Origin of the sequence: Pantoea rwandensis, assembly GCF_000759475.1 — a bacterium.
Classification (GTDB): domain Bacteria; phylum Pseudomonadota; class Gammaproteobacteria; order Enterobacterales; family Enterobacteriaceae; genus Pantoea; species Pantoea rwandensis_B.
This window is the reverse complement of record NZ_CP009454.1, coordinates 465,835-491,359: the sequence shown is the minus strand read 5'-3', so window position 1 is coordinate 491,359 and position 25,525 is coordinate 465,835. Positions and strand designations below refer to the sequence as shown.

The window sequence follows — 25,525 nt, the reverse complement described above, 5'->3', positions numbered from 1 at the left end:
ATCGCGTACTTTGTTCGGCAACTGTTGGATGTAAGGTTGCCTCATGTCAGAAAAACAACTCACCTTTGCACAGCGTCATCATCAGCTCACCAATATCAACGTCTGGACCGCTGACAGCCAGTGGCTGGCGTTTGATGTCCGTCCGTCGGGCGCGTCCTTTACCAGTCTGACCATCGAACGTGTCAACGTCGAAAGCGGTGTGGTGGAGGTGCTCTATCAGGCACGCGACGGCGCGCATGTCGGCGTGGTCACCGTCAGCCCGGATCTGCCGCCGCGCTATGTGTGTATTCATGGCCCGGAGCATCCCGATGCGCACTGGCATTACGATTTCCATCATCGTCGCGGCGTCATCGTGCAGCAGGGTAATGCGGAAAATCTCGATGCCTGCGACATCACCGCACCTTATACGCCCGGCGCATTGCGTGGCGGCTCGCATGTCCATGTATTCAGTCCAGACGGATCGCGTCTCAGCTTTACCTATAACGACCATGTGATGCATGAGAAAGATGCGCGTGAGGATTTGCGTAATGTCGGCGTGGCCGTACCGCTGCATCCGGTGTGTCCGCCTAAACAGCATCCGCGTGAATACGATGGCAGCCATTACTGCGTGCTGGTGAGCCAGACCACGCGCGATCCGCAGCCGGGCAGCGATCAGATTGACCGCGCTTATGAAGAGGGCTGGATCGGCGATCGTGGCTATCAGAAAACCGATGGCAGCTGGCAGCGCTGGTCGCTAGCATTTATCGGCGATACACGTGCTGCCAACGGCGAGAAAGTGCCGGAAGTGTTTGTGGTGGATTTGCCCGAGGCGCTGAGTGATTACGCTAAACCCGGCGCAATACCCTTGCAGGGCACGACGGAAAAACTGCCTGCACCGCCTGCCGGCGTGCAGCAGCGCCGCATCACTCACAGTAAAGGATTAGCATTGCAGCCCCGCCACTGGTTGCGCGCATCGCCGGATGGTAGCGCCATCGCCTTCCTGATGGCGGATCAACAGGGTGTTGTGCAGCTGTGGAGTGTGTCGCCCAACGGGGGCGAAGCGCGCCAGATTACGCAGCTCAGCAGCAGTATTCAGTCGGCATTCAGCTGGCAACCCTCAGGCGAGGCGATCGCCTTTATTTGCGATAACAGCGTGATGCGTTGTGAGGTAGCGACCGGGCACTGTACACGCTTAACAAAACGCAGCGAGCAGCCGCCTTCCGGTGATGCGGTGGTATGGTCACCGGACGGCAAGCAGGTAGCCTATATGCGAGATGTGGATGGCTGGCGTCAGCTGTTCCGCGTCAATGCGACGTCGGTGGCATAGCCGCTGCGGTTGCCAGGCTGGCGTCAGTGCCAGCCAATTTTTCGCTTTGCAGCACACGGTCATGCGCCGAATCTTTGTCAGTGCGGAAGTAATCCCACGGCAACAGAATCGTATCCAGTACGGCGGAGAAGGGCAGATCGATCACCGCCAGCGGCTTAATCGCCCAGCTGGTATTTTCATCGGCAATCATATCTGCGCTGGCGCGTGTGCCGGGATAATAGCCCTGGCTGGCGCCAGTGTGAGACATGACGCTGGAGCAACCCGAAGTAGTCAAGACGCTACAGACCAGCAGGCCGGTGAGCGGAAAGCTTTTCATCATTTTCATTTCATCATCCCTACAGCCATCACTTCTGGCTGGAGTGTGTCTCCTGCTGCAGCAAAGCTCTGTGGCGATGTCATGCGATGCAGGCGAAGAATTTCTGAGTGTATGCTATTTCGTCAAAATTGCCGCAAGAAAATGCGGAATGCCCTTGAAAGCGATCAAAGTGCACCCATTTTTACTACAGGGTCGCCTTGCTGTCGCCGACAGGGACAGCAGCGGGCCGCACAACCTGTCCATGGTGGAAGGTTGCCAAAACTTGCTGATTTTCAGGAGTCTTTTTATGCGTAACTTTGATCTTACTCCGCTTTATCGTTCTGCTATTGGTTTCGACCGTCTGTTTAGTCTGCTTGAGTCCAATCAGAACCAGGCCAATGGTGGCTATCCTCCTTACAATGTTGAGCTGGTGGATGAAAACCACTATCGCATCACCATTGCCGTTGCGGGCTTTGCCCAGAGCGAGTTAGATATCACCTCACACGACAATGTGCTGATTATTCGCGGTGCGCACCCCGAAGAGCAACCGGAGCGCAAATACCTGTATCAGGGTATCGCCGAACGTAACTTTGAGCGCAAATTCCAACTGGCCGATCACATCGTGGTGCGTGATGCGCGTCTCGAACTGGGCCTGCTGAGCATCGATCTGGAGCGCATCGTTCCAGAAGAGGCGAAACCGCGTCGCATTGAAATCCTGAATTAAGGATATTGTGTTGAGAAGAAAACGCCGCAGAAATGCGTAATGCCGATCAGTTAAGACAAAAATGATCGGTTGAACGATCCAACAGTTCTGCAAGAATCCGTAATCTCTCAGGGATTACGGATTTTTTTATGCTTCTCAGTCAGGCTCTCGATATTGTTCATAACTTTACTCCTCAGGAGTTCTCGACGCTTTCTGATCTCCTTTCTCCTGAACTTATTGACGAGTGTCTCGCGGATACCGGGACAGTAACGTTACGTAAGCGCAGGTTGTCGATGGAAATGATGGTCTGGGCAGTGACGGGCATGGCACTTTTTCGCTCCCATTCGATGACTCAGCTCGTCTCACACCTGGATATCCTTCTGCCGGGGAAAAGGCCCTTTGTTGCGCCCAGCGCGGTTGTGCAGGCCCGGCAGCGATTTGGAGAAGATGTTATCCGGTTAATGTTTGAGAAAACGCAGCGCCTGTGGTTTGAAAAGACACCGCTGTCGCACTGGAACGGACTGACTCTGATGGCGGTGGATGGCACCGTATGGCGTACCCCTGACACACCAGAGAATGATGCCGCCTTCGGGCGAACGGCCAATATTAATAAGTGCTCTGAGTGGCCGCAGGTGCGAATGGTCTGTCAGATGGAAGTCACCAGTCACCTGCTGTCAGCAGCAGCGTTCGACAGCGTCTCAGCTGCCGGCGAAGCCGATCTTGCCGCTCAGCTTATCCCACAGACCCCCGACCACTCTCTGACCCTCTTTGATAAAGGTTTTTACGCGCTGGGTCTGCTGCACGCCTGGCAGTCAGCGGGAACGGAAAGACACTGGATGCTGCCGCTGCGCAAAGGAGCACAGTACCGTATAGTCCGTAGCTTAGGGGCCGGGCAGGCGTTGGTGGAATTAAAGCTGTCGCCGCAGGCGAAGAAAAAATGGCAGGGAGCTGCGGACACGCTGACGGCAAGGCTTATCAGCAAAGAACTCAACGGAAAAACGGTTCAAATCCTGACATCCATGTGCGATCCCCTGAGGTATCCCAAAGCAGATGTCGTGGATTTATACGGCCATCGCTGGGAAATAGAGCATGGGTTCCGCGAGATGAAACAACACCTGCTGAATAATGAGCTGACGCTGAGAAGCAAAAAGCCAGAACTTGTGCGTCAGGAGCTGTGGGGCGTGGTCCTAGCCTATAACCTTCTGAGGTTCATGATGGCGCAGATGGCGTACAGCCTGAAAGGCGTGGAACCTTATCAGATGAGTTTTAAGCAGTCCGCACTGTATCTGAGAAGTCATCTGAGCCTGCTACCGGGCATCTCACCGGGAAAAATACCGCGGATAATGGAAGAGGTAATGGCGATGGCGCCAGGGCTGGTGCTGCCAGAAAGAAGAGTGCGGCATTACCCAAGGGCGGTAAAAAAGAAGCCGCAACGTTATCCGTTGCGGCCTCCATTAAGATCTTAACTGACAAGCATTACGCAGAAATGCGGCGTTTTTGTTTCTGTCGATCAGGTGCGCACCCATAATCGCTGGCTTACCATCCCGCCAAACACGTTTACCAGCAGGCCGAGTATAATCACCGATGCGCCGAGAATCTCCTGCGCTGACAAGGTCTCGTCGAGCACCAGCGCGGCACTGAGGATGCCCACCACTGGCACCAGCAGTGACAGCGGCGCAACACGCCAGGTCTCATAGCGACCGAGCAGATTGCCCCAGATCGCATAGCCGACAATGGTGGCAATAAACGCGAGATAAATCAGCGCCAGTAGAGTCTGCAACGAGATATGCAGCAGACTGGTGACGATCGCTGCCTCGCCATCGAACCACCATGAGCAGGCGAAAAAGGGCACGATCGGCACCAGTGCACTCCACACCACCAGCGACATTACCGGCACCTTACGGTTACGCAATATGATCTTGTTGGTGATATTGCCCAGTCCCCACGACAGCGCCGCCGCCAGCGTCAGCATCATGGTGGTCAGCGTAATCCCAGCAGTGGTTTGCCCCTCCATGCCCGCTGTTGCCAGCATAAACATGCCAAGTGTCGCCACCAAAATCCCGGCGATGTGGTTCCAGCGCAGTTTTTCCGCCAGCAATAAAGCCCCCAGCAGCAGCGTAAAGAACGCCTGCGCCTGTAACACCAGAGAGGCCAGTCCTGCTGGCATGCCGAGTTTGATCGCCAGAAACAAGAAAGCGAACTGACCAAAGCTGATGGTCATGCCGTACACAATCAGCCAGCGCAAAGGGATCTGCGGCCGCTTCACAAAGAAGATCGCCGGAAACGCCACTAACGCAAAACGCAATCCCGCCAGCAGAAACGGCGGCATATCGTGCAGGCCCAGTTTGATCACCACGAAATTCACGCCCCACACCACCACCACGCACAGGGCTAACATCATATCTTTTACTGACATACTCGTTCCTTACTGCAGCCGTTTCAGGCAGTCGCCGTCATCGGAGTGGCAATGTCTGCACAACAGTCATCGCCGACAACACGAAAAAAATCATCCACATTCAGCGCCACGGAACGTTCCAGCGCACCGGCGTTAAACCACAGCGTGCCGACATCACGCAGGCGCGTATCGACGCGCAACGCCAGTCGGTCATCAAAACTAAAGGGCGGCACCGCGCCCATCACACACTGCGTCAGATCCTGCGCTTTCTCTGGCGCGGCAAAGCTCGACTTCTTGCCGCCAATGGCGCGCGCGGCACTTTTGAAGTTGATCTTGCAATCACCTGGTACAATCGCCAGCAGGTAGCGCGCATCGGCGCCGTCCGGCATCGTGACTTCCAGCACCATCGCTTTGGCCGCCTGATTGAGATCGTTGCCGCGAATGCTGCTGATCACATCGGTCTGGCCGATGGCCTCATGCTCCACCACGCGATAGTCCGCGTGGTGTTGATCAAGCAGGGCGGTGATTTTTTCAAAGGTATTCATCTTCCTCTCCTCGTCGAAGGCCCGGCATTAACTCCAGGCAATGGCGTGCTTCATTTTTTTGTCGGTCAGGCCAAAGAAAAAGCCCATGGTGATGCGCGTGTCGCCTTCCACGCGATCAATCTCGTGATAAAACGCAGGATTAAACAGATAGATATCGCCGCTGCGTGGGGAGAACTCACACGCCTCGCTTTGCTCAATGACGCCAGTCTGATAGCCGAGTTCACCTGGCGTTTTGAAGCGCTCATCCACCGGATGCCACTTCTTGTTGAATATCCGCAGTTCCCCGCCCGCGTGACACTCCTGCAAACAGACCACACAGCTCAGTTGGTGCAGGATGTTGGTGACGGCCAAACCACTGCCCGCGGCATCGCGTACGATGTTGTCGTTATGCAGTGGATTGGCGACGCCGTTGGCATGAAAGCGCACAATCGAACCCGCATAATCGCCCAACTCCGGCTCGCGGGCAGTGTGCAGACTCTCCAGACGCAATGAGTGCTTCACCCAGTTGTAAACCTGATCGCGCAGGCAGTGCAGTGACGGTGGCAGAGCAGGCTGGATGTCGCGCAGCTCGGTGAAGTAATTTTCTGGTGCGCGAGTGTGTTTAGCCAGATAGGGGCCGAGCGTGGTCAGTGCGCCATTCGGATAGCGCGAGACGCGCACGTGATCGCGGCACTGTTGCAGATCGTCCACCACCGCTTCACGCACTTCAGGCGTCAGGAAATTGCGCAGCACCAACAGCGGCACGCGCGCGGTCACGATGTCATCCAGCCAGGTGCTTTCGACGAACATTTTTGGATGGATAACGCGTATCTGATTGAAAATGGCCATGCTGATCACTCCCCAAGTGGAAATTCATGAAGTTCATGGTTGTTCATGCGACGCCAGTCAGACGCCGTGCCCAGTGCAGCAATAGGTTCAGAAGAGATAAAAGTGGTGCTGTTGTTTTGATAATGGTGCAACGTGAAATAGTCAGGATAAGGGGTGTCATCGGGATGCCACTGCCACGCCCAGGCTTTATCCCGGGTGACAAAAATCGCATTAGCCGCACTGCCGCCCGGTGCCACGCGCGCCATCTTGCTGCGCAGGTAGTCACGGGTAAAATCGGCAGGCGTCACCTGATCGACGATGTATTCCAGGTATTCGGCGGAGTCAAAGCGCGATTCCGCCATGCCCAGTTGCGCATAAACCGTGGGTAAAAAGCCGTTGTGCATCATGTACCACTGTGTAGCACCGCTGGTACGCCACAGCGGATGAGAAAACTCGATGCCATGATTTTTGCTCAGCGTGGCGTGGCGCACATGCACCGCCAGAAAACGGCTATGACGCAGAGCATCCACATCAATGCCGGGCAGCGCATCCGCAAAAGTGCCTGTGCCATGCAGGGTGCGCATCTTTCCCTGATCCAGCCACAAACAGCCCCAGCCATTCGGGTGCTGTTTAATCGGGCCCTCATGGGTCGCGGTTTCGCCGCAGCTCATCGCGCGAGCGGCGTCCAGTACCGCGGCTGCATCAAACTGGCCATATGCCAGAATCATTCTGCACATAGAAGATCTCTCCGGGTGGCTAAAGACGGAACGTCGAGAATCTGCTGGAAAACGGCCAGCACATCGTCCCGGCTGTCTGCCGCGAGACGGAAGGTGGCGAGAATACCGGCATGGCGAGTGAGATCGGCATACAACGAGGATCGCGGCGAGACGGCAAGCGCGGGCAGATTGAGCGGTGGCAGTAGCTGACCGCGCTGATGTTCAGCGATCCAGCGCTCCGCAGCGTCGAATTGCAGGCGCTGACGCAGGCGCAGGCGGCCAATAGCCTGGGGTTGCTCCGGGAAGTGCAGCACAGGCAAACCGCGCCCGGCTTCAATCTGAAACGCCACCTCTGCCCAGTTGATACCGGTGACTTCCTCGACCAGATTCACCACGCCCATGCCCGACAAACGGAAACCCATTTCCAGGAAGTGCGGTTCACCGTTCACCATAATGAAATCGATGTGGAAGGCACCCTGGCGATAGCCAAAGGTCTCACAGCAAAAGCTCATCAAACTGGCAAAGGCCGCAGGCAGCTGTTGCGCGGCCATCGCCACATGGCCGGATTCGTAAAAGCTGATACAGCCTTCGGCATCTATGTGGTGCTCGATCACCTTCTGGCAGCAGGTCAGCGCCACCGCGTGTCCGTTATCCACCACACCTTGTAGTGAATATTCGTCGCCCGGTAGCCAGCTTTCGACGATAAAACCGCTGAAGCCGCGTCCGCCGTAGTTCATGGTCTCCACCAGCTTGCCGATTACCGCATCGAGCTGGCTGGCCTCTTCCACCAGCCAGATCCCTAATCCGCCGCCGCCATCCACCGGTTTGATCACGCAGGGAAACAGCAGCGCATCACGCGCGTCACGAATGCTCAGTGGTGAGGCAAAGAAGCGAAACTCCGGCTGTGGGAAGCGCGGCCAGGCTTTACGCAGAGCCATGCGCTGCGCGTACTTATCCGGCGGAATAAAGCTCGGGCCGGCATCCGGCCCGGCCAGCAGTTCACGCACGCGACCGGCGCTGGTGTTGTAGGCTTCAAAGCCCGCCAGTACCACCTGAGGATGTTCCAGTAAGCCCGCTCGCAGGCAGGCTTGTAACACATCCCACGGATTTTCCGGGCGATCGAGACGCACAATCAGATCGAACGGCAGCTGAATGCTTAAGCTTTGATAGTCGACAAAGTCGCCCATCTCCGCCAGCACGGTAAAATAGCCCTCGCGTTTTGCCACCGCACAGTACGGATTTTGCCCGTCACGCGTGGCACCAATCTGCAGGAAAATCTTTCTCATCGCGTCGCCTTACCGGGTTATCGCCCGGAGATCACTTCAGTAACGATGTCTTGCAAGGCACCGTTGTTGACCTGAATCACTGCTTTGTGCGGATCGAAACGCAGCACGCGTGAGAGCGCATCGCCGCGCGTACCATCCAGCAATGTATTAACCTGCGCACTGCGCCAGCACTGGCGCATCTGCGCAATGGTCAGGCCGGAGAGGTGCTCAAGCTGCTGAGTCAGCAGCAGGTCATCGCTATCGCCACACAGCAGCGCCCGCACCGCCTGCTCATTGGGTGCCTGGTTGAGCTGTTGCAGCCAGACGTTGAGCTGGTGGCCCTGCGCGATAAACGGCGAATAGATCATGCACACCAGCTGGGTTTCGTTGAGGCCAAAGGCCTGTTCGGCAAACTGTGCTGCACGCTGGCGAGCACGTTCAATCGCCGCATCGTCCTGATAACGCGCCGCCATTTCCGCAATCAGTTGCGGCGGGAAATCTTTCTTCTCCATCAGGCCGAGCGCAAAGCGCACATATTCGCGAATGCCTTCGGCGTAGCTACGCTGCATCAGCGTCTCCGCTCGCAGACCGCGAATATGTGCCATTAACGTCGGGTTGCCGCAGTCCGATTCAGAGAAGCTGAACATCAGCTCATCAAAGCGGAAGTGCATAAATTCAGTGAGCAGTGACCAGTGCGCACCGGCTTCATAGGCGGTGTCCTGATAGATGTTGAAGAACAGCGGATCGCGCGCCAGCTGCCAGGTGATGCGATGGGCCGGGGTAACCTGATCGGCGCCGTAAATGTCGGCGAAATAGCGTTCTGCCACGCCATCGAGGGTTTGCAGGAAGCCGCTAAAGCCGCGTGATTTGTCGGCAACGGGCGCATCAAACAGGCGTGAAAGATGACGAGCCCAGGCGAGGTAAGCGGTTTGCTCCTGCGGCGAATCACCGGTGATGATCACATCCACGCCGCCCTCGTAATGCGCGGCAAGGCCAAACGAGTTCACCATGCTGAGGTTGCAGGCGTTACAGAAAGTGGAACGCGCATCGGCACGGAAGCGATGGCCATTCATCAGCACATCGTTGCGATTCTGCTGACGCACGCTATCGGGCATTGGCAAATGGCGTTCGAAGTGGCGGATTTGCAGGCCATCGGTCACCAGGCATTCGGTAAAGTCATCCCCCGGAATGTGCAGTGCACGATATACCCGGTCGATATTCTCCATCACGCTGTCGTTCATCGCCGCGTGACGATTGGTGCTGATGCGCAGCTGGAAGGTGCTGCCCTGCTGCTGCCAGATCAACCCCTGAATGTAGCGCACATACGCCACCATATAGCTGCTGTCTTTCCCGCCGCCATAGGCGAGCAGCACGCGATTGTTCGCGGGATTTTTGCTATCGGGCAGGGCGGCAAGTAAGCGTTGAGAACAGCGTTGAGCAGAATCGATGATCGCGGGCGTGAGATAACCTTCAATTTCTCTCATCATGGTGGACAGATTATTCATTTTTCACTTCATCCTTTGGCTAATAAAATCGCCGTTACCGTGCTGGCGGCAACGTGCAGGAAAAGGGGCCACGAAGTTGCAACGGAATGAATGTCTGAGGCTGAATAAACAGATGCAGCCTAAAGTACTTTGAATGTAATCTGATGGATACGCACAGATCAGCACGATATAGGGTGGAACAGATGGCGGATGGAACGGGTGAACAGGAGAGTCAGAGTAGTCGTTACCGTCAGATTGCAGAGCAGATAAAGCAGGCGATTCACAGCGGATCGTTGCCGCCCGATAGCCGTTTACCGTCGGTACGTACACTAGCGACACAGTACAGCGTCAGCATGACCACCGCCCTGAAAACATTACGGACGCTGGAGGATGAACACTATGCGGTGGCGCGTCCCAAGTCCGGCTTTTTTGTTGCACCCCGTCAGGTTCCCAGGGCGTTACCCGCAGCCATCCACAGCGAACAGCCGCGTGAAGTCGCCCCGCTGGATGAGCAAACCGAGCTGCATCTGGCGATGCTGGGCTCCGATTGTCGTGTGCGGCTGGATCTGGCCAATGGCGATATCTCGCTCTATCCGGTCAAGAAAATTGGATTGCTGATGCGCCAGATGGGCTACAGCAAACCGGCGCTGCTCGGAAACACGGTGAAAGGCACCGGCTATGCGCCGCTCAAAGCCGAGATTGCACGCCGCGCGGTGGATTATGGCTGCAATATCAGCGCTGATGACATCCTGATCACCAACGGCTGCATCGAAGCTATCTCACTGGCTCTGCGCGCCACGACCCGCCCCGGTGATATCGTGGCAGTGGAATCGCCGTGCTACTTCGTGCTGTTGCAGATGCTGCATAACCTCAATCTGCGCGTGATTGAAGTGGAAGCCGGGCCGGAAGGTTATGTTAACGTCAGCAAGCTCACCGCGCTGTTTCAGCGTAAAGCGGTGCAGGCCTATCTCACCATCAACAACATCAATAATCCGCTGGGGAAAAGCATTCCCAACGAGCAGAAGGCTTATATTGCGCGTCAGGCCGATGAGAATGATGTGGTGATTATTGAGGACGATATCTTTGGTGATACGGCCTTTGGCGATCGCCGTCCGTTCCCGATGCGCGCCTTCAGCCCGAATGCCATTCTGTGCAGCGGCTTCTCGAAAACGGTGGCGCCCGGTATCCGCATTGGCTGGGTGCACAGCAGTAATTACATGCGCAAAATCGCCTCGCTGAAATACACCACCAGCATGGGCACCTCGGTGCTGTCACAAGCGGCGATTGCCGAACTGCTGCGCAGCGGCGGCTACGATGCGCATCTGCGCAAATTGCGTCGTGAGCTGAAGAATCAAATCCACCATATGCGCCAGGCAGTGTTGCGTTATTTCCCTGCGGGTACGCGTGTATCGGATCCGGAAGGCGGCTATGTGTTGTGGGTGGAAATGCCAATTCAGTCGTTAAACGTGCGCGCACTGTTTCTGAAGGCGCGTAACGCGGGCATCGGCATCGCGCCAGGGCACATCTTTGCCACCGATCATCGCTACGATCACTGTTTCCGGCTGAATGCCGGTTTTGGCTGGAATGCGGAAGTGGAGCAGGCGATCAAACAGCTGGCAGAGTGGTGCCAGCTGTCATTAACGGCGGATTAAGCCTCGTTAGCTATCATTTCCAGCTCTTCCGCCAGAATCTGCACCGCGCGTTCAATTTTCTCCGCGTCCGGCACATAGTTCATGCGCATGCACTGATGCGTATGCGGCCATTCCTGTTCCAGACCGGGGAAGAAGAAGTGGCCCGGCACCATCAGCACGCCGCGCGCTTTCAGGCGCTGATACAACGCTTCGGTGCTGATCGGCAGATCGCGGAACCACAACCAAAGGAAAATCGCGCCTTCGGGTTTGTGGATCAGGCAGCGATCTTCCGGCAGATAGCGGCGCAGAATGGCAATCGTCTCGCTTACCTTGGCCTGATAAAACGGCTTGATCACCTCTTCCGACAGACGCAGCAAATCACCGCGCACAATCATTTCAGTGGCAATCGCCGGGCCGATGCTGCCTGGCGCTAAGCTGATGATGCCGTTCATGTTACCAATCGCGCTAATCGTGCTTTCATCGGCAACGATAATGCCGCAACGTGCACCCGGCAGGCCAAGTTTCGACAGGCTCATACACAGAATGGTATTTGGGTTCCACAGCGGACGGGCTTCGCTGAAGATAATGCCGGGGAAGGGCACTCCGTAGGCGTTATCGATCAGGAGAGGCACGCCATGCTGCTGTGCCAGCGCATCCAACTGCATCAGCTCGTCATCGGTGATCACGTTGCCGGTTGGGTTGGTCGGGCGCGACACGCAAATCAGGCCCACGTCCTCATTCAGCGGCAGATGGTCGAAATCAACGTGATACTTGAACTGGCCCTCGGGCAGCAGCTCAATGTTTGGCCTGGCGGAAACAAACAGATCTTCTTCCAGTCCGGCATCGGCGTAACCGAGATATTCCGGCGCCAGCGGGAACAGCACGCGCTTTTTACTGCCGTCAGCGCGACGGCCAGCAAACAGGTTGAACAGATAGAAGAACGCGCTCTGGCTGCCATTCGTCAGCGCAATATTTTGCGCGGTGATCGGCCAGCCCAGCTCTTCACGCAGCATGTTCGCCAGCGCATCCAGCAGCAGCGTTTTGCCGCGCGGACCATCGTAGTTGCACAGTGCTTCGCTCAGTTTGCCATCCTGATGCATCTGTAGCAGTAACTGATTGAAGTAGTCATTGATGGCCGGGATCTGCGCCGGGTTGCCGCCGCCGAGCATAATGGTGCCAGGCGTGCGCAGGCCTTCACCCATGTCTTCCATCAGACGTGAGATGCCGGAATGTTGAGTAAATTTGTCGCCGAACTGAGAAAAGGACATAGGAAGTTAAAACATTGTAATCGGGAATGGGCAACCACCATAGCGCCCGCCACGGGCAGGCGCAATGGCTAAAGCAGCAAGCTTAGGCCTGGATTTGCGGGTTAACGCAGTTTTTCTCGACTTTGCCGCTCAGCGCAGCAATCAGATTGTCCACCGCATCACGCGCCATGCCGTAACGCGTTTCATGAGTGGCTGAACCGATGTGCGGCAGCGCCACAACGTTCGGCAGCTTGAGGATCTCCGCATCAGCGGGCACCGGCTCCACTTCAAACACATCCAGACCGGCAGCGTGAATCGTGCCGTCTTTCAGTGCGGCGGTCAGCGCCTCTTGATCTACCACGGGACCACGACCGGCATTAATCAGGATGGCGCTGGATTTCATCATCTTGAGCTGCGCAGCGCCAATCATATGATGTGTCTGCTCAGTCAGCGGCAGGCTGATGCAAACAAAATCACTCTCTTTCAGCAGCGTTTCAAGATCGCAGGCGCGTGCACCGAAGCGGGTTTCCGCCTCTTCATGCTGACGTCGTGCGTTGTAAAGAATATTCATGCCGAAGCCGAAGTGCGCACGCTGCGCCAGCGCCAGGCCGATACGTCCCATGCCGAGAATACCCAGCGTTTTGTGATGCACATCGATACCAAAATGCTCTGGCCCGATGCTTTTCTTCCACTCACCCCCTTTAACCCATTGATCCAATTCGGTGACGCGACGGGCGGTGCTCAGCACCAGTGCCATCATGGTATCGGCCACGGTTTCGGTCAGAACCGTTGGCGTGTGCATCAGCAGTACATTGCACTGGTTCAGTGCTTCAACATCGAAATTGTCATAGCCCACGGAAACGGTAGAGCAGGCGCGCAATGCGGGCATCTTTGCCAGCAGATCACCATTGACTTTACCGCCTGAGCCGAGCAAACCCTCGGCTTGCGCAAACTGTGCGGCATGCTGTTGCACGGTTTCGGGGGAAACGTCATGCACTTCGGTGACGGTAAAATGGGCATCCAGTTTAGCGCGCAGATCGTCTGGCAGGCTCTTATAAAGAATCACAGCAGGTTTCATCATTTGCTCCCTGTAGAACGTGTGACGGGCGACCTGAGTCGCCCGGAAAAGTCATTTCTTACGCTTTCAGGCGTGCTTCGCCCCATGAATCGGTGCTGTCTTGTTCTCGGCGGGTTTGACGATTAACGTCAGCCACACCGACACCAGCAGCGCGGCACCCATAAAGATGTAAGAGGCGGCAGGACTGCCGGTCGCGCCATTAAGATAGCCTACAATCCACGATCCGATGAAGGAACCGAGTGCGCCCATGCTGTTAATCAGTGCCATGGCACCGCCGGCAACATTGCGTGGCAGCATTTCAGTAATCAGGGCGAAGAACGGGCCGTAAGGGGCATACATGGCACCACCGGCAATCACCAGCAAGGCATACGACAGCCAGAAGTGGCTGGAGCCGACCAGATAGGAGCCAAGGAACGCCAGCGCCCCAATCAGCAGCAGTGGCCAGACAAACCGCTTACGGTTCTGCATTTTGTCAGATGCCCACGACACCACGACCATCGCAATGGTCGCCACCAGATAAGGCACCGCCGACAGCCAGCCCGCTTCTACCATGCCCATCTGCGTGCCGTTGCGCAGAATCGAAGGCAGCCACAGTACGAAACCGTACACGCCAATGCTCCAGGCAAAATATTGCATGCACAGAATGATCACGTTGCGATTACGGAAGGCTTCGCCATAGTTGCGCACCGCTTTGATGCCTTCCTGCTCTTTCTGCAACTGCGCCTGCAGGGCAGATTTCTCTTCGTCGCTCATCCATTTGGCCTGTGCTGGCTTGTCCTGCACCAGGAACCACCAGGCCACGGCCCAGATCACCGCCGGGATACCTTCGAAGATAAACATTTCACGCCAGCCGAAGGCATTAATCAGATAGCCGGAAACCACCGACATCCACAGTACCGTGACCGGATTGCCGAGGATCAAGAAGGTGTTGGCGCGCGAGCGTTCCGATTTGGTGAACCAGTTGCTGATGTAAATCAGCATTGCCGGCATCACCGCTGCTTCCACCACGCCGAGCACAAAACGAATCGCGGCCAGCATTGGAATGTTGCTCACCACGCCGGTTAACGAGGCACAGCCGCCCCACAAAATCAGGCACCAGAAAATCAGCTTCTTCACGCTGCGGCGTTCGGCATACACCGCGCCGGGGATCTGGAAGAAGAAATAGCCAAGGAAGAACAGGGCACCCAGCAGCGATGACATGCCTTTGGTGATGCCGAGATCGTCATTAATCCCTGCGGCAGAGGCGAAGCTAAAGTTCGCCCGGTCCAGATACGCCAGACTGTAGGTGATAAACACGATGGGCATGATAAACCACCAGCGTTTTGGCGCGATTGTCTGCGATTTCATGGGTGACTCCTCTGTTTTGAGGCGGGCACATTCAATGGATGCGCCTCGAAATATTCGGGTTGTGTAGAGACAGACTGTTTCACCAGGTACACATCAATGCGTACCCTAACTGCTGGGTTGCCAATGAAGGCAACCGCTTGATTAAAAATCGCCCAGCGCTGCGCGCGTCGGCAGCCCTTCACTGTCGCCCGCGACCTGAATCGCCAGCGAACCAATCTTGTTACCGCGCAGAATCGCCTGCGGCAGCGATTTGCCTTCCAGCAGTGCGCTGATCAGGCCCACGGCAAAACCATCGCCCGCGCCCACGGTATCCACCACGTTATCGACGAGAATCGGAGCGACATTGCCCTTTTCACCGTCGGCGGTTTTGTACCAGGCGCCGTCGCAGCCGGTTTTGATCACCACCGCCCGTGCACCTTTATCCAGATAGAAATCGGCGATGGCTTCTGGCTGACGATAGCCGGTCAGAATGAACCCCTCTTTCTCACCCGGCAGCACCCAGTCTGCGTACTCTGCCAGCAGATTCAGCTGCTTACGCATCTCCTCCTCGCTGCGCCATAACACCGGGCGCAAATTCGGATCGAAGGAGATGGTTTTGCCGCGCGAACGCATCTCTTTGGCCGCATGTTTGGTCAACTCAAGCGAGCTGTCGGAGATAGCGGCGGCCACGCCGCTCAGGTGCAGGTGACGCGCGCCGCCGAAGTAATCCGCATCAAAATCCTGCGGCGAGAGATGGCTGGCAGCGGAGCCTGCGCGGAAATATTCCACTTCAGGATCGGAACCGTCATCAACGCGCGACTTGAGCTGAAAACCGGTGCGATAGCGGCTATCCGTGGTCACACAGTGGTGATCGACCTTCTCTTTCTCCAGCTGTTGCAGGGTAAAACGGCCGAAACTGTCATCGCCGACACGGCTGACCCAACCGACCTGCAAACCGAGACGCGCCAGTCCGATGGCCACATTCAGTTCGGCACCGGCAATACGTTTGACGAAGCCCTCTGCGGCGGCGAGATCCCCACTTTGCTGAGCGATAAACATCGCCATCGCTTCGCCAATCGTGACCACATCCAGTTGCTTCATCATCGGCTCCTTATACTGCACGCAGCAGATCAACGTAATGGCGTGTCACGGCCAGCAGGTCTTCACCTTCGAGCGGGAACTCGATGCCGCGCGGCGCATCAGCAGGCAGTGCTTGAAGCAATACGCGCCAGCTGCCGTCGGTTTCGTCCAGTGCTACTGCACGGAAGCTCTCGCCATGCGGCACTGCGGCTTTAACGTGAATGTAGCTGACGTAACGACTGAGCTGAGCTGCGGCCTGCATGGCGTCTTCACCGGTCCACTGCCAGTTACCCATGTCGAAGGTCATATCCAGCGGCAAGGCGGCATCACAGGTACGATGGAAGAAGGTTTGCATCGGGGCCAGTTTGCTGTCTGGCGTTTGATCATTTTCCACCACCACGGTCACTGGCGATGCGGCCAATACCTCAACCAGCGAAGCGTCGCTGAGATCGACAAAGTGACCGAGGGCGATTTTCAAGCGCTTAGCGCCCATCTGCTCCGCTTCCAGCAGGAACTGTCCCAAACGAGGGTTGAGCGAGCCGTCCTCTAGCCACAGGGCTTCTGGTACCGAATAGCTGGCGCTGAGTTGCTGTTGAGCAATGGCTTTATTCAGCGAATGCAACTGCAGCAGGTCGTCTTCACTGAATAGCTCACGACGGATTTCCACACCATCCGCGCCAGCGGCTTTGATCAGCGGCAGCAGCGCAGTCTGGCCACCTAACTCAGCGACTTTGTGCGTGCCGTAGGCGGCGGTGACCACGATGATTTCGGGATGTGCCATGTTGTCTCTCCATTGAACTGGGAAGGATGCGGTCAGAGCCGCCCGTTGTCTTAAAATCGATGTCTTAAAAAAAACCTAAATGGAACCGGTTCCAAATGAAAGGAAGAGAGTGTGGAATTATGATCCTGCTCACGAAGTGAGCCAGAGAAAGGGGAATTAGCGCAGCGGCTGGCTTGAGCCGCGCACAATCAACTCGCCGGGGAAAACCTGCTCGCTAATCGGCTGTTCGTTGCCGTCAATGCGCGCGATCACCTGTTCCAGCGCCGCATAACCAATTTGCCAGGTGGGCTGTTTCAGGGTGGTGATGCCCACGCCTGCCAGTGCGGCCCACTCCAGCTCATCAAAACCGAGCAGGCCGATGGTTTCCCCCCAGCGCTGTTCGAGCCGCTGCAAGGCGCGCGCCACCTGCAAGGTCAGGGCACCGTTGGCGGCCATCACCGCGCAGCGTTTGTCACTGTGGCGTTGCTGGAATGCCCGCAGTACCTGCTCCAGCTGCTCTGGCTGGTGCAAGGGCACTTCGGCGTTTTCCGCCATCACCCCGGCATGGGCTTTGCTGGTGTCATAGAAGGCGCCAAGGCGTTCACGGCGGGTGTTGACGCTGCCCAACGGTTCGCTGAGGAACAGCAGCGCATCGTAACCATTATCCAGCAGGTGCTGGGTGGCAATTTGCGCGGCTTCGGGATTATTCAGGCCAACCACATCGCAGGCGAAGTCAGGAATTTTGCGGTCGATCAACACCATCGGCAACATCGACTGCTGCAGGCGTTTCAACACCTCTTCGTGCATCCCCACCGCATTGACCACGATCCCCTCGACCTGATAACTGCTGAGCAATTGCAGATAATACTGTTCACGATCGACTTCGTTATTGGTGTTACACATCAGCAGCGTAAAACCCTGCGCGCGACAGGCCGCTTCAATGCCGCTCAGAACATCCACTGAATAGGGATTGGTAATATCCGCGATAATCAGGCCAATCAGCCGCGTGCGGCCACGCTTCAGTCCGCGCGCCATCTGGCTGGGACGATAATCAAGATCGGCAATCGCCTGTTCAATACGGGCTTTGAGATCGGGCGAAAGCAGATTCACTTCGCCATTGAGATAGCGGGAAACGCTGGTTTTACCGGTTTTTGCCGTACGGGCAACGTCACTGATTGTGGCTCGTGGCGGCCTGGTTTTCATTGCGTACACCTGAATAATAAAATCAGGCGAAGACTACCACAGCACGGCGCACACGCAATCATTGTGCATCAGAAGTGAGGCGCAACATCGGTTGCCACAGCGTCTGGAGTTCCTCGAGCGGTGCACCTTCCAGCAGTTGCAGCACCATCTCGGCCACGCGTTCGCCAATGCGCTGCTGCGATAGTTGCAGAATCGCGTTCACCGGCTGATCGATAATGGAGTCATGCGGCAAGCCATCATAGACGTACAGTGGGATCGCCCGCGCACCGCTTAAACGGTCGGCCTGCTGCAGCGCGATGGCCGCGCCTTCACCCAGCGGCGCACAATCCGTGATGATGGCTTGAGGCGCGATATCCTGCGCCAGCCAGCGCTGCGTTTGCTGATAACCGGCACGACGCGTCATCGGTAGCGCGGCCAGCATCGTCGGCGCGATAGGCGGTTGATGCTGTGTGAGGGCATCGATAAAGCCGTGGCGACGATCGAGGATATACGTGCAGGGCTCGTTGCCGCCAAGATAGGCAAGCCGCGTCAGCCCTTGTTGCAGGCAGTGTTCAGCGGCCAGCAAGGTACCTGCATGATTATCGTAATCAAACCAGGCATAAGGTTGCGGCAGCTGGCTGCGGCCCAGCGTGAGAAAGCGATAGCCTTTCTGCTGCAAACGCTGCAGACGGATATCATGCGGTTGGGTATGGGTGAGAATCAGCGCATCCAGCGCGCCACTGCGCAGCAAGCGCATCAGCGTGCGGTGCTTATCCTGCGGTTTATCCGGCAGAATCATCAGATCAATGTCATGCTGAGCAAGGCGCTGATCCAGCGTCAACAGCATTTCACTGTAGTAACTATCATTCAAAGAGGCGGTGCTGACCGGGAAAACCAGCCCGACGGCATTGGCGCGGCCGGTTTTCAGACGGCGTGCGGCATCATTCGGACGATAGCCGCGTGAAGTGGCTTCTTCTTCAATTCGTTTACGCGTGGCGGCCGCAACATCGTCATAGCCATTTAGCGCACGACTCACGGTGGTAACAGAGAGGCCGAGGGCAGCGGCAATGGCTTTGAGCGACATGATGACGTTTTCCACTGATCAAATTTTGATCACGCTAGCATAAAGTATTTCACGCCTCTATTGGTTGACGATTATAGAGCGTTATCTGATACAAAAAGCGTCAATTGCGGTGTAAAAACGTGCGGAAAAGCCGATCTGCAGAAACAGATCGGCGAGCGGGATTAACCCTGTGGACTCAGCGTGATCTCGACGCGGCGGTTTTGTGCTTTACCCGCTTCGGTGCTGTTGCTGGCCACTGGATTATCCGGGCCCATGCCCTGCGTGCGCAGACGGTTCTGGGCTACGCCTTGCAGAATCAGGCCGCTGGCCACGCTATCCGCACGTTGTTGCGACAGACGCATATTCAGCGCGCGTGTACCGGTGCTGTCGGTGAAGCCCACCACATTGACAGCAGTTTTAGGATACTCTTTCAGCACCATCGCGACACCTGTTAACGTATTGGCGCCTGCCGGTTTCAGGTTGCTGCTGTTGGAGTCAAAGGTGACGTTATTCGGCATATTCAGCACGATGTTATCGCCCTGACGCGTCACGCTAACGCCGGTACCGCGCATTTTATCGCGCAGCTTCGCTTCCTGCACATCCATGTAATACCCGACGCCACCGCCAACGGCAGCCCCTGACGCGGCACCAATCAACGCACCTTTGCCGCGATCTTTCTTCGATGATGACAACACGCCAACGCCTGCACCCAGCACGGCACCTAAGCCCGCGCCGATGCCGGATTTCCCTGCCTGCGATTCGCCGGTATAAGGATTGGTGGTACAACCTGACAGCACAACGCTGCCGCTAAGTAACAAGGCCAGCGTCAAACTACGCTTTTTCATTGAAAATCCCTCACAAAGTCACACGGGGAAAATGCCCCAAAACGGCACTATTATGCCGTTCAATAATGGGGAAATGCGTGAGGGTCAGTCTTAAAGTGTAAAGATTTGCTTTAAAGATTATCGGGATGGCAGAAACAGCTGGTTTGATGATCGTTAATCAGCCCGCACGCCTGCAAAAATGAATGGCAGGTTGTCGGACCGACAAATTTAAAACCACGCTTCTTTAACGCTTTAGAGAGCGCAATGGCAGGCTCGGAGGTGGTGGGCGCCAGCTTGTAATCGGCGAAACGGTGCAAAATCGGCTGATTATCGACAAATGACCAGACAAAGCGTGAAAAGTCTTCGCCTTCCGCTTCCAGCGCCAGCATGGCTTTGGCGTTATTGATGATCGCCTCCAGCTTGCCGCGATGACGGATTAATCCGCTGTCCTGCAGCAAGCGCAGCATGTCTGCCTCATCCATCAACGCCACGGCCTGAGGATCAAATTCGTGGAACGCGCGACGATAGTTCTCACGTTTTTTGAGCACGGTGATCCACGATAAACCCGCCTGTTGCCCCTCAAGGCAGATCATTTCAAATAAGGCTCGCTTATCAGTTTGCGGCACGCCCCACTCATTATCGTGGTACGCCAGATAGAGCGGATCCTGTGTTACCCAGCCACAACGTTGCATATTACTCTCCCTAAGCATGAGGAAAATACAGTTAATCCCTTGACGTATTACAGAATCGATTAATAGTTAATCAATGGGTGCCGATAATCAATAAACCTGAATCTTAACGCCCGTTTCCTTTCTGGCTCGTCAGGAGTCTTTCATGTTGCAGAAAAGTCAGCGGACAGGCCAGCACAATCTCATGCTGGCTTTTGGCAGTGTGTGGCTGTTATTTACGGCGGTGCCGGCTTACGCCTGGGATGAATCGGGCGCGGATTATGTGCCGGATTACAATGCGATACTTGCTGAAAAGATTTCCAGTAATCACCTGATGTTGACAGAAGATCGTGACATCAGCCTGATGGATGCCGCGCTGAATTCACCGGATGAGAGCGCCATGGTGTTGCACAGTGAAAAAGCCAGCGTGGGGAATGCCCCATTTGCTAACCGCTATTCGGCAGGCTGGCAGATGCCGATGAGTGCGACGCTGCGCACCGGTCCGGTGGCGCAATTCGCGGTGGATGATTCGCGAGTGAGCTGCCCGAAGTGTGAATTTGTCGATGGTGATCACGCCGGGCATATTGCCTCACTGGGCTGGCGCGTTGATTCCACCCTTGACTGGATTTCACCCTGGGCACAGGTTAGCTACAGCCATCAATTGAGTGATGAAAATGCGTCATCGCTGCGCGATCGCCCCGAGGAGATCGGCCATGAAAGCAACTGGGTCGATGTCAGCGTGGGGGCCAATGTGCCGTTTGGGCAAAATATGGCGGCTTTCGCCTCCTTCTCGCAAACCGGTGCGGTGATCAGCGGTGAACAGTTTATTTACAGCCTTGGCGTCAGCGCCAGCTTCTAAATCCTGCGCGATCCATCGCGTTAAAACAGGTACACTGACCGCTTAGCGCTAAACCTATAGGCGCTCCGGGTTGGTCAACGTCAGGTTTCTTCATGTCAGTTAAAATCTTATCTTCAACGCTGGTGGGGCTGGATGGCTTTTGCAAGGATCCGCTTGCCGTGTTGCAGCAGGCCGATAACGGCGTGCTGGCGGTGCTGTACAACAATGCGCCCGCTTTTTATGCGCTGACACCGCAGCGTCTGGCACAGTTGCTGGCGCTGGAAGCCGCAGCGCAGCAGCCAAATGATGTCACGCTGGATGACAGCCTGTTCCATACCGATGCGGCACCGATTGCCACACCGGTGGGCAAGTTTGCCATGTACGCGGGCTGGCAGCCGGATCATGATTTTCAGCGACAGGCCGCCATCTGGGGTGTGGCGCTGAGTGAACCGGTAACGGCGGCCGAATTGGCCACCTTTGTGGCTTACTGGCAGGCCGAAGGCCGACTGTTCCATCATGTGCAGTGGCAGCAGAAACTGGCGCGCAGCGTACAAATGAACCGCGCTGCCAACGGTGGTCAGCCCAAGCGCGATATCACCCAGATCAGCAATACTCAATATGATATTCCCGATGGATTCCGAGGTGAGTGATGAAAACGCCGAACGATCTTTTCAGTCGCCTGAAAAAATTTATGCCTGCGGATGTGCAGCCGAAATTTAAAAACGGTGAAGAGCTGCTGGCGTGGAATCAGGAGCAGGGCCGTCTGCGCTCTGAAGCCATCGTGCGCGAAAACCGCGCCATGAAAATGCAGCGCATCATGGGGCGTTCTGGTATCCGTGAGCTGCACATGAACTGCTCGTTTGATAACTATCGTGTCGAGAATGATGGTCAGCGCAAAGCACTCGCGCTGGCGCGGGAGTATGCCGCCGGGTTCGACAACAGCATCGCCAGCTTCGTGTTTTCTGGCCGCCCTGGCACCGGAAAAAACCATCTGGCCGCCGCCATTGGTAACGACCTCATTCTGCGTGGCAAAAGCGTATTGATTGTCACCGTGGCCGATTTGATGTCGAGCATGAAAGGCACCTTCAGCGGTGGTAGCGACATCACTGAAGAGCGCTTGCTGCAGGATCTCAGCCATGTGGATCTGCTGGTGATCGATGAGATCGGCATGCAGAGCGAATCCCGCTACGAAAAAGTGATCATCAACCAGATTGTCGATCGTCGCTCATCGTCAAAACGCCCAACCGGCATGTTGTCGAATCTGGACCCGGCGGGAATGAACGGCTTATTAGGTGAGCGCGTGATGGATCGTATGCGTCTCGGCACCAGTTTATGGGTGCGCTTCGATTGGGAAAGCTATCGCAGCCGTGTACGCGGTGATGAGTATTGAGTCAGGTGGGCGCGCGATGAAAGTAGCCGGTAAAGGCCCCGCATTACTTCGATTAAACAACCTTAAGCGCGTGATGACGCAACTGCGTAGCACGCGTATTACTTCCCGCCAGGATATCGCGCTGGCGCTGCAGCTGAGTAAAAACACCGTTTCCCTGATTGTGGATGATCTGCTGGCGCAGGGCCTGATTCACGAACTCGGCCCGGTGAGCGTGGCAGCGGCCGGACGCCCAAAAATCGAAATTTCGCTACGCGCGGAAAAGCTAAAAAGCGCCGGCATCATGGTGGAGCGCAATGCCATTCACTGGCGCGTCTGTGATTATTTCTCGCAGGTGATTGCGGAACAAACCTGGCAAACGGCGACCTCCGATCCTGAGCAGCTGCTGCATGAGCTGGAGGAAGTGTGCCAGACCTTGCACGCCGCGCATCCTGAACTGCTGGGCATCGCCGTGGGCTTTCCCGGTATCATCGATCCACAGCGTGGCCGGGTGCACTTTTCCGCCCATCTTGGCTGGCAGGATGTCGATGTTTTGGCGCCGCTGGTCAGCGCCTGCCGTTTGCCGCTGCGCATTATGCATAACGTCAAAGCCGCTGCGCTGCTCTCGGTGGAGCAACTCGATCTGGATAGAGCACAGAGCCATTTTTATCTGCGTATCGGTGAAGGGGTTGGCGGCTCGCTGGTAGAGCAGGGCGAAGTGTTTGTCGGCAGCAGCTGGACCGCCGGGGAGATTGGTCATTTGCAGGTGCAACCCAAAGGGTTGCGTTGTAGCTGTGGACGTTCAGGCTGCCTGGAAACGCTGATCAGTCAGCCCGCGATTCAACAGCAGTTGGGGCAGCGAAAAACAGGTCTGCGCTGGCAGAACGCCGCCAGTGAACCGCAGATCGCGAGTGAGGTGATGGCGTTAACCGGTCAACATTTGGGCCACGCCCTGAGCCATGTGATGCAGCTGGTGAACCCGGCGAGCATCATTATTGATGGGCCGTGGAATACGCATCCTGCCTTTATCCAGGCGGTTGAAGAAACGGCGCAGGCCAGCACGCTGGCCTTTACCTTCTCCCACACGCAGCTGCATTTCCTGCCGCAGCGTATTGATCCTGCCAACGGTTTGGCGCTGGCGGTGATTGAGCAATATGAGCGCGCCATCTCTTAGGCGCGCGCTCATCACACCCTCTTAATGCCGTGAAATATCAAACGACTCGCTGGACTTGGCCGACGAGGTGCTCTGCGGCAGTTCCGCTTCGACGTTAAACTTCTCCAGCACCAGCCCATGAATTTTCTCCAGCGACACGCCCGCGGTCTCTGGCAGGTAGCGGAAGGTAAAGAAGTACATTCCCAGAGAGAAAATCGCGAACAGCAGCAGAGGGAAGCCACCGTGGAACAGATCCAGCAGCATCGGGCTGCTGTTCATGATCGGGAAGGTACTGCTGATCACAAAGTTCGCCAGCGACATGGCACAGATGGAAATCCCGACGCAAATCGAACGAATTTCGGTAGGGAAGATTTCGCCCAGCACGGTCCAGACGATCTGGCCCCAGGTCATGCCGAAGAAAATCATATAGGCAAACAGACCCACCACCGCCAGCATACCCGGCAGGTGATAATAGAAGGCGATGAACGAGTAAGCGAGGCAGATGCAGGAGGTGATGGCCCCCAGCAGCAGCAGCTTACGACGGCCAATTTTATCAATCACCATCATGCCCGCCAGCACGCCAATAAACTGACAAATCGACAGCCAGAAGGTCTGTAGCAATGCTGAATCGGTGCTGCCCGCCACGTTCTTCAGCAATGTCGGGCCGAAGTATTGAATCACGTTAATGCCGCTGATTTGGTTACCGACCGCCAGACCGATACCGATCACCAGCAGCGGAATGGTGGTTTTATCCAGACGCAGGCGCGATTTATGTTGGTGTGCAGTTTTGTCTGAGAACGAGTGTTTGATTTCATTGAACACGCTCTCGGCATGCTCGCGATTGGAAATTTTGGTCAGCGTATCCAGCGCTTCATCGTATTTGCCCTTGAGCACGTTCCAGCGCGGAGATTCCGGGATAAAGGCGATGAAGAAGATGAACAGCGCACAGGGCACCAGTGCCGTAGCCAGAATGTAACGCCAGCCCATGTTGATCATCACCTCGGGCAGCGTCGATTTGGTGATGAAGTAGTTGGTCAGTAACACCACCGATTGTCCACCGACACAGCATACCGCATAGAGTGCAGTGGTACGGCCGCGAAACTTCGACGGCGACAGTTCCGCGAGGTAAATCGGCGAAATCACCGAGGCAAGGCCAATCGCCAGTCCACCAATGATACGGAACAGCACAAATACCGTGAAGTTGTGGGCGATCGCCGTTCCGATCACCGAAACGGTGAACAGCAGCGCGGTAATGGCGAGCGATTTTTTGCGTCCGAGTTTGTCGCTCAGGCGGGGGGCGATAAAGCATCCCACTAAGCTACCCAGCAGAATGTTGGAAACGGCCCAGCCGGTTTCAGCCGGGGTTAACTGGAAATATTCACTTAAAGGTTCGATTGCACCGGAGATAATAGAAGAGTCATAGCCCATCAGCAGTCCGCCAAATGCCGCGACGGTACAGCAGAGAATGACATACTTCATGTTGTAGCGTTTTTGCCTGGTATCCATTGTTATAGCCCCTTGTCTCTACGGCCTGAACGTTACGTGTTCAGAAAGAGGAGTGGTGTAGGTTATCGATGTTCAGCGTTGTTCACTCAAGGTCATCGCTTTGGAATATATGTTCTAAATGATGGTTTTTGGATCATTTTTTCCAGGAAGTGTGAAGGGTGTTGCGAAAATTGCTGATGGCAATATTCACGGCAGGGCCATATTTGGCTGAAATGATAGGTTTTTTATCAGGCATGATTGGCGCCACATGACGTTTCTTGTTTTTTCTTGCAACGGTGTGAAATTTT

25 protein-coding genes are annotated in these 25,525 nt (G+C 56.0%); 8 read left to right on the top strand and 17 right to left on the bottom strand.

The window, feature by feature from the left end:
• The first annotated feature begins 43 nt into the window (after nt 1-43).
• Nucleotides 44-1,306 (top strand): DUF3748 domain-containing protein, encoded by a 1,263-nt coding sequence (locus LH22_RS02155; RefSeq protein ID WP_038643940.1) that lies wholly within the window; start codon nt 44-46, stop codon nt 1,304-1,306.
• Here LH22_RS02155 and LH22_RS02150 read toward each other — a convergent pair.
• Nucleotides 1,284-1,631: a YceK/YidQ family lipoprotein gene (locus LH22_RS02150; protein WP_038643939.1), complete on the bottom strand. Its 348-nt coding sequence runs from the start codon at nt 1,629-1,631 to the stop codon at nt 1,284-1,286. The genes LH22_RS02155 and LH22_RS02150 overlap by 23 nt on opposite strands.
• 277 nt (nt 1,632-1,908) lie before the next feature.
• On the opposite strand from LH22_RS02150, the gene ibpA reads away from it, so the two are divergent.
• Together ibpA and LH22_RS02140 are read left to right on the top strand one after the other, a co-directional pair.
• On the top strand, nt 1,909-2,325 hold the full coding sequence (gene ibpA, locus LH22_RS02145; protein ID WP_034830093.1) for a small heat shock chaperone IbpA: 417 nt from the start codon (nt 1,909-1,911) through the stop codon (nt 2,323-2,325).
• A 128-nt stretch (nt 2,326-2,453) separates the two neighbouring features.
• Entirely contained in the window at nt 2,454-3,770 is a 1,317-nt protein-coding gene (locus LH22_RS02140; RefSeq protein ID WP_038643937.1) for an IS4 family transposase, read from the top strand.
• Between the two features lie 44 nt (nt 3,771-3,814).
• On the opposite strand, the gene LH22_RS02135 is transcribed toward LH22_RS02140, so the two are convergent.
• The 6 genes from LH22_RS02135 to LH22_RS02110 are packed head-to-tail and all read right to left on the bottom strand — an operon-like array spanning nt 3,815 to nt 9,537.
• The gene (locus tag LH22_RS02135; protein WP_038643936.1) at nt 3,815-4,720 is read right to left on the bottom strand and encodes an EamA family transporter; all 906 of its coding nucleotides are present in this window, start codon (nt 4,718-4,720) and stop codon (nt 3,815-3,817) included.
• A 23-nt stretch (nt 4,721-4,743) separates the two neighbouring features.
• Complete coding sequence (locus LH22_RS02130) at nt 4,744-5,244, bottom strand: YbaK/EbsC family protein (protein WP_038643934.1); 501 nt, start codon at nt 5,242-5,244, stop codon at nt 4,744-4,746.
• Nucleotides 5,245-5,271: 27 nt separating this feature from the next.
• Nucleotides 5,272-6,072: a 2OG-Fe(II) oxygenase gene (locus LH22_RS02125; RefSeq protein WP_038649770.1), complete on the bottom strand. Its 801-nt coding sequence runs from the start codon at nt 6,070-6,072 to the stop codon at nt 5,272-5,274.
• Between the two features lie 5 nt (nt 6,073-6,077).
• Nucleotides 6,078-6,788 (bottom strand): class II glutamine amidotransferase, encoded by a 711-nt coding sequence (locus tag LH22_RS02120; RefSeq protein WP_038643933.1) that lies wholly within the window; start codon nt 6,786-6,788, stop codon nt 6,078-6,080.
• Nucleotides 6,776-8,053 carry an ATP-grasp domain-containing protein gene (locus LH22_RS02115; protein ID WP_038643932.1) on the bottom strand — a complete coding sequence of 426 codons (1,278 nt, stop codon included), beginning with the start codon at nt 8,051-8,053 and terminating at the stop codon, nt 6,776-6,778. The genes LH22_RS02120 and LH22_RS02115 overlap by 13 nt, the downstream gene beginning before the upstream one ends.
• Nucleotides 8,054-8,070: 17 nt before the next feature.
• A complete protein-coding gene (locus tag LH22_RS02110) occupies nt 8,071-9,537 on the bottom strand; it encodes a hypothetical protein (protein ID WP_038643931.1) in 1,467 nt (488 codons plus the stop codon).
• A 182-nt stretch (nt 9,538-9,719) separates the two neighbouring features.
• Here LH22_RS02110 and LH22_RS02105 point away from each other — a divergent pair, with 182 nt between their 5' ends.
• Nucleotides 9,720-11,168 (top strand): PLP-dependent aminotransferase family protein, encoded by a 1,449-nt coding sequence (locus LH22_RS02105; RefSeq protein WP_038643930.1) that lies wholly within the window; start codon nt 9,720-9,722, stop codon nt 11,166-11,168.
• Here LH22_RS02105 and LH22_RS02100 read toward each other — a convergent pair.
• The 9 genes from LH22_RS02100 to LH22_RS02060 form a co-directional block, all read right to left on the bottom strand.
• The gene (locus tag LH22_RS02100) at nt 11,165-12,415 is read right to left on the bottom strand and encodes a valine--pyruvate transaminase (protein WP_038643928.1); all 1,251 of its coding nucleotides are present in this window, start codon (nt 12,413-12,415) and stop codon (nt 11,165-11,167) included. The two genes, LH22_RS02105 and LH22_RS02100, sit on opposite strands and share 4 nt — an antisense overlap.
• A gap of 82 nt (nt 12,416-12,497) precedes the next feature.
• Nucleotides 12,498-13,472: a glyoxylate/hydroxypyruvate reductase GhrB gene (gene ghrB, locus LH22_RS02095; protein ID WP_038643927.1), complete on the bottom strand. Its 975-nt coding sequence runs from the start codon at nt 13,470-13,472 to the stop codon at nt 12,498-12,500.
• A gap of 66 nt (nt 13,473-13,538) precedes the next feature.
• On the bottom strand, nt 13,539-14,819 hold the full coding sequence (locus LH22_RS02090; RefSeq protein WP_038643925.1) for an MFS transporter: 1,281 nt from the start codon (nt 14,817-14,819) through the stop codon (nt 13,539-13,541).
• A gap of 141 nt (nt 14,820-14,960) precedes the next feature.
• Nucleotides 14,961-15,902 (bottom strand): sugar kinase, encoded by a 942-nt coding sequence (locus tag LH22_RS02085; RefSeq protein WP_038643924.1) that lies wholly within the window; start codon nt 15,900-15,902, stop codon nt 14,961-14,963.
• 7 nt (nt 15,903-15,909) lie between these two features.
• Nucleotides 15,910-16,659: a sugar phosphate isomerase/epimerase family protein gene (locus LH22_RS02080; protein ID WP_038643923.1), complete on the bottom strand. Its 750-nt coding sequence runs from the start codon at nt 16,657-16,659 to the stop codon at nt 15,910-15,912.
• Between the two features lie 156 nt (nt 16,660-16,815).
• Nucleotides 16,816-17,841, bottom strand: a complete 1,026-nt coding sequence (locus LH22_RS02075) for a LacI family DNA-binding transcriptional regulator (RefSeq protein WP_038643922.1) — start codon at nt 17,839-17,841, stop codon at nt 16,816-16,818.
• 58 nt (nt 17,842-17,899) lie between these two features.
• Nucleotides 17,900-18,904, bottom strand: coding sequence for a LacI family DNA-binding transcriptional regulator (locus LH22_RS02070; RefSeq protein ID WP_038643921.1), 1,005 nt, complete (start codon nt 18,902-18,904; stop codon nt 17,900-17,902).
• A 161-nt stretch (nt 18,905-19,065) separates the two neighbouring features.
• Entirely contained in the window at nt 19,066-19,728 is a 663-nt protein-coding gene (locus LH22_RS02065) for an OmpA family lipoprotein (RefSeq protein ID WP_038643920.1), read from the bottom strand.
• A 110-nt stretch (nt 19,729-19,838) separates the two neighbouring features.
• Entirely contained in the window at nt 19,839-20,399 is a 561-nt protein-coding gene (locus LH22_RS02060; RefSeq protein ID WP_034829972.1) for a DNA-3-methyladenine glycosylase I, read from the bottom strand.
• 142 nt (nt 20,400-20,541) lie between these two features.
• Between LH22_RS02060 and LH22_RS02055 the strand changes: the two genes are divergently transcribed.
• The 4 genes from LH22_RS02055 to LH22_RS02040 all read left to right on the top strand — a co-directional run bounded on the left by LH22_RS02055 (nt 20,542) and on the right by LH22_RS02040 (nt 23,753).
• Nucleotides 20,542-21,234, top strand: a complete 693-nt coding sequence (locus tag LH22_RS02055) for an autotransporter domain-containing protein (protein ID WP_038643919.1) — start codon at nt 20,542-20,544, stop codon at nt 21,232-21,234.
• A 92-nt stretch (nt 21,235-21,326) separates the two neighbouring features.
• The gene (gene dnaT / locus LH22_RS02050; RefSeq protein ID WP_038643917.1) at nt 21,327-21,863 is read left to right on the top strand and encodes a primosomal protein DnaT; all 537 of its coding nucleotides are present in this window, start codon (nt 21,327-21,329) and stop codon (nt 21,861-21,863) included.
• A complete protein-coding gene (gene dnaC / locus LH22_RS02045) occupies nt 21,863-22,603 on the top strand; it encodes a DNA replication protein DnaC (RefSeq protein WP_034829969.1) in 741 nt (246 codons plus the stop codon). The genes dnaT and dnaC overlap by 1 nt, the downstream gene beginning before the upstream one ends.
• A gap of 16 nt (nt 22,604-22,619) precedes the next feature.
• Nucleotides 22,620-23,753, top strand: a complete 1,134-nt coding sequence (locus tag LH22_RS02040; RefSeq protein WP_038643916.1) for an ROK family protein — start codon at nt 22,620-22,622, stop codon at nt 23,751-23,753.
• Nucleotides 23,754-23,774: 21 nt separating this feature from the next.
• Here the strand turns inward: LH22_RS02040 and LH22_RS02035 are convergent, their stop codons facing one another.
• A complete protein-coding gene (locus LH22_RS02035) occupies nt 23,775-25,238 on the bottom strand; it encodes a sugar porter family MFS transporter (protein WP_038643915.1) in 1,464 nt (487 codons plus the stop codon).
• Between the last annotated feature and the right edge of the window lie 287 nt (nt 25,239-25,525).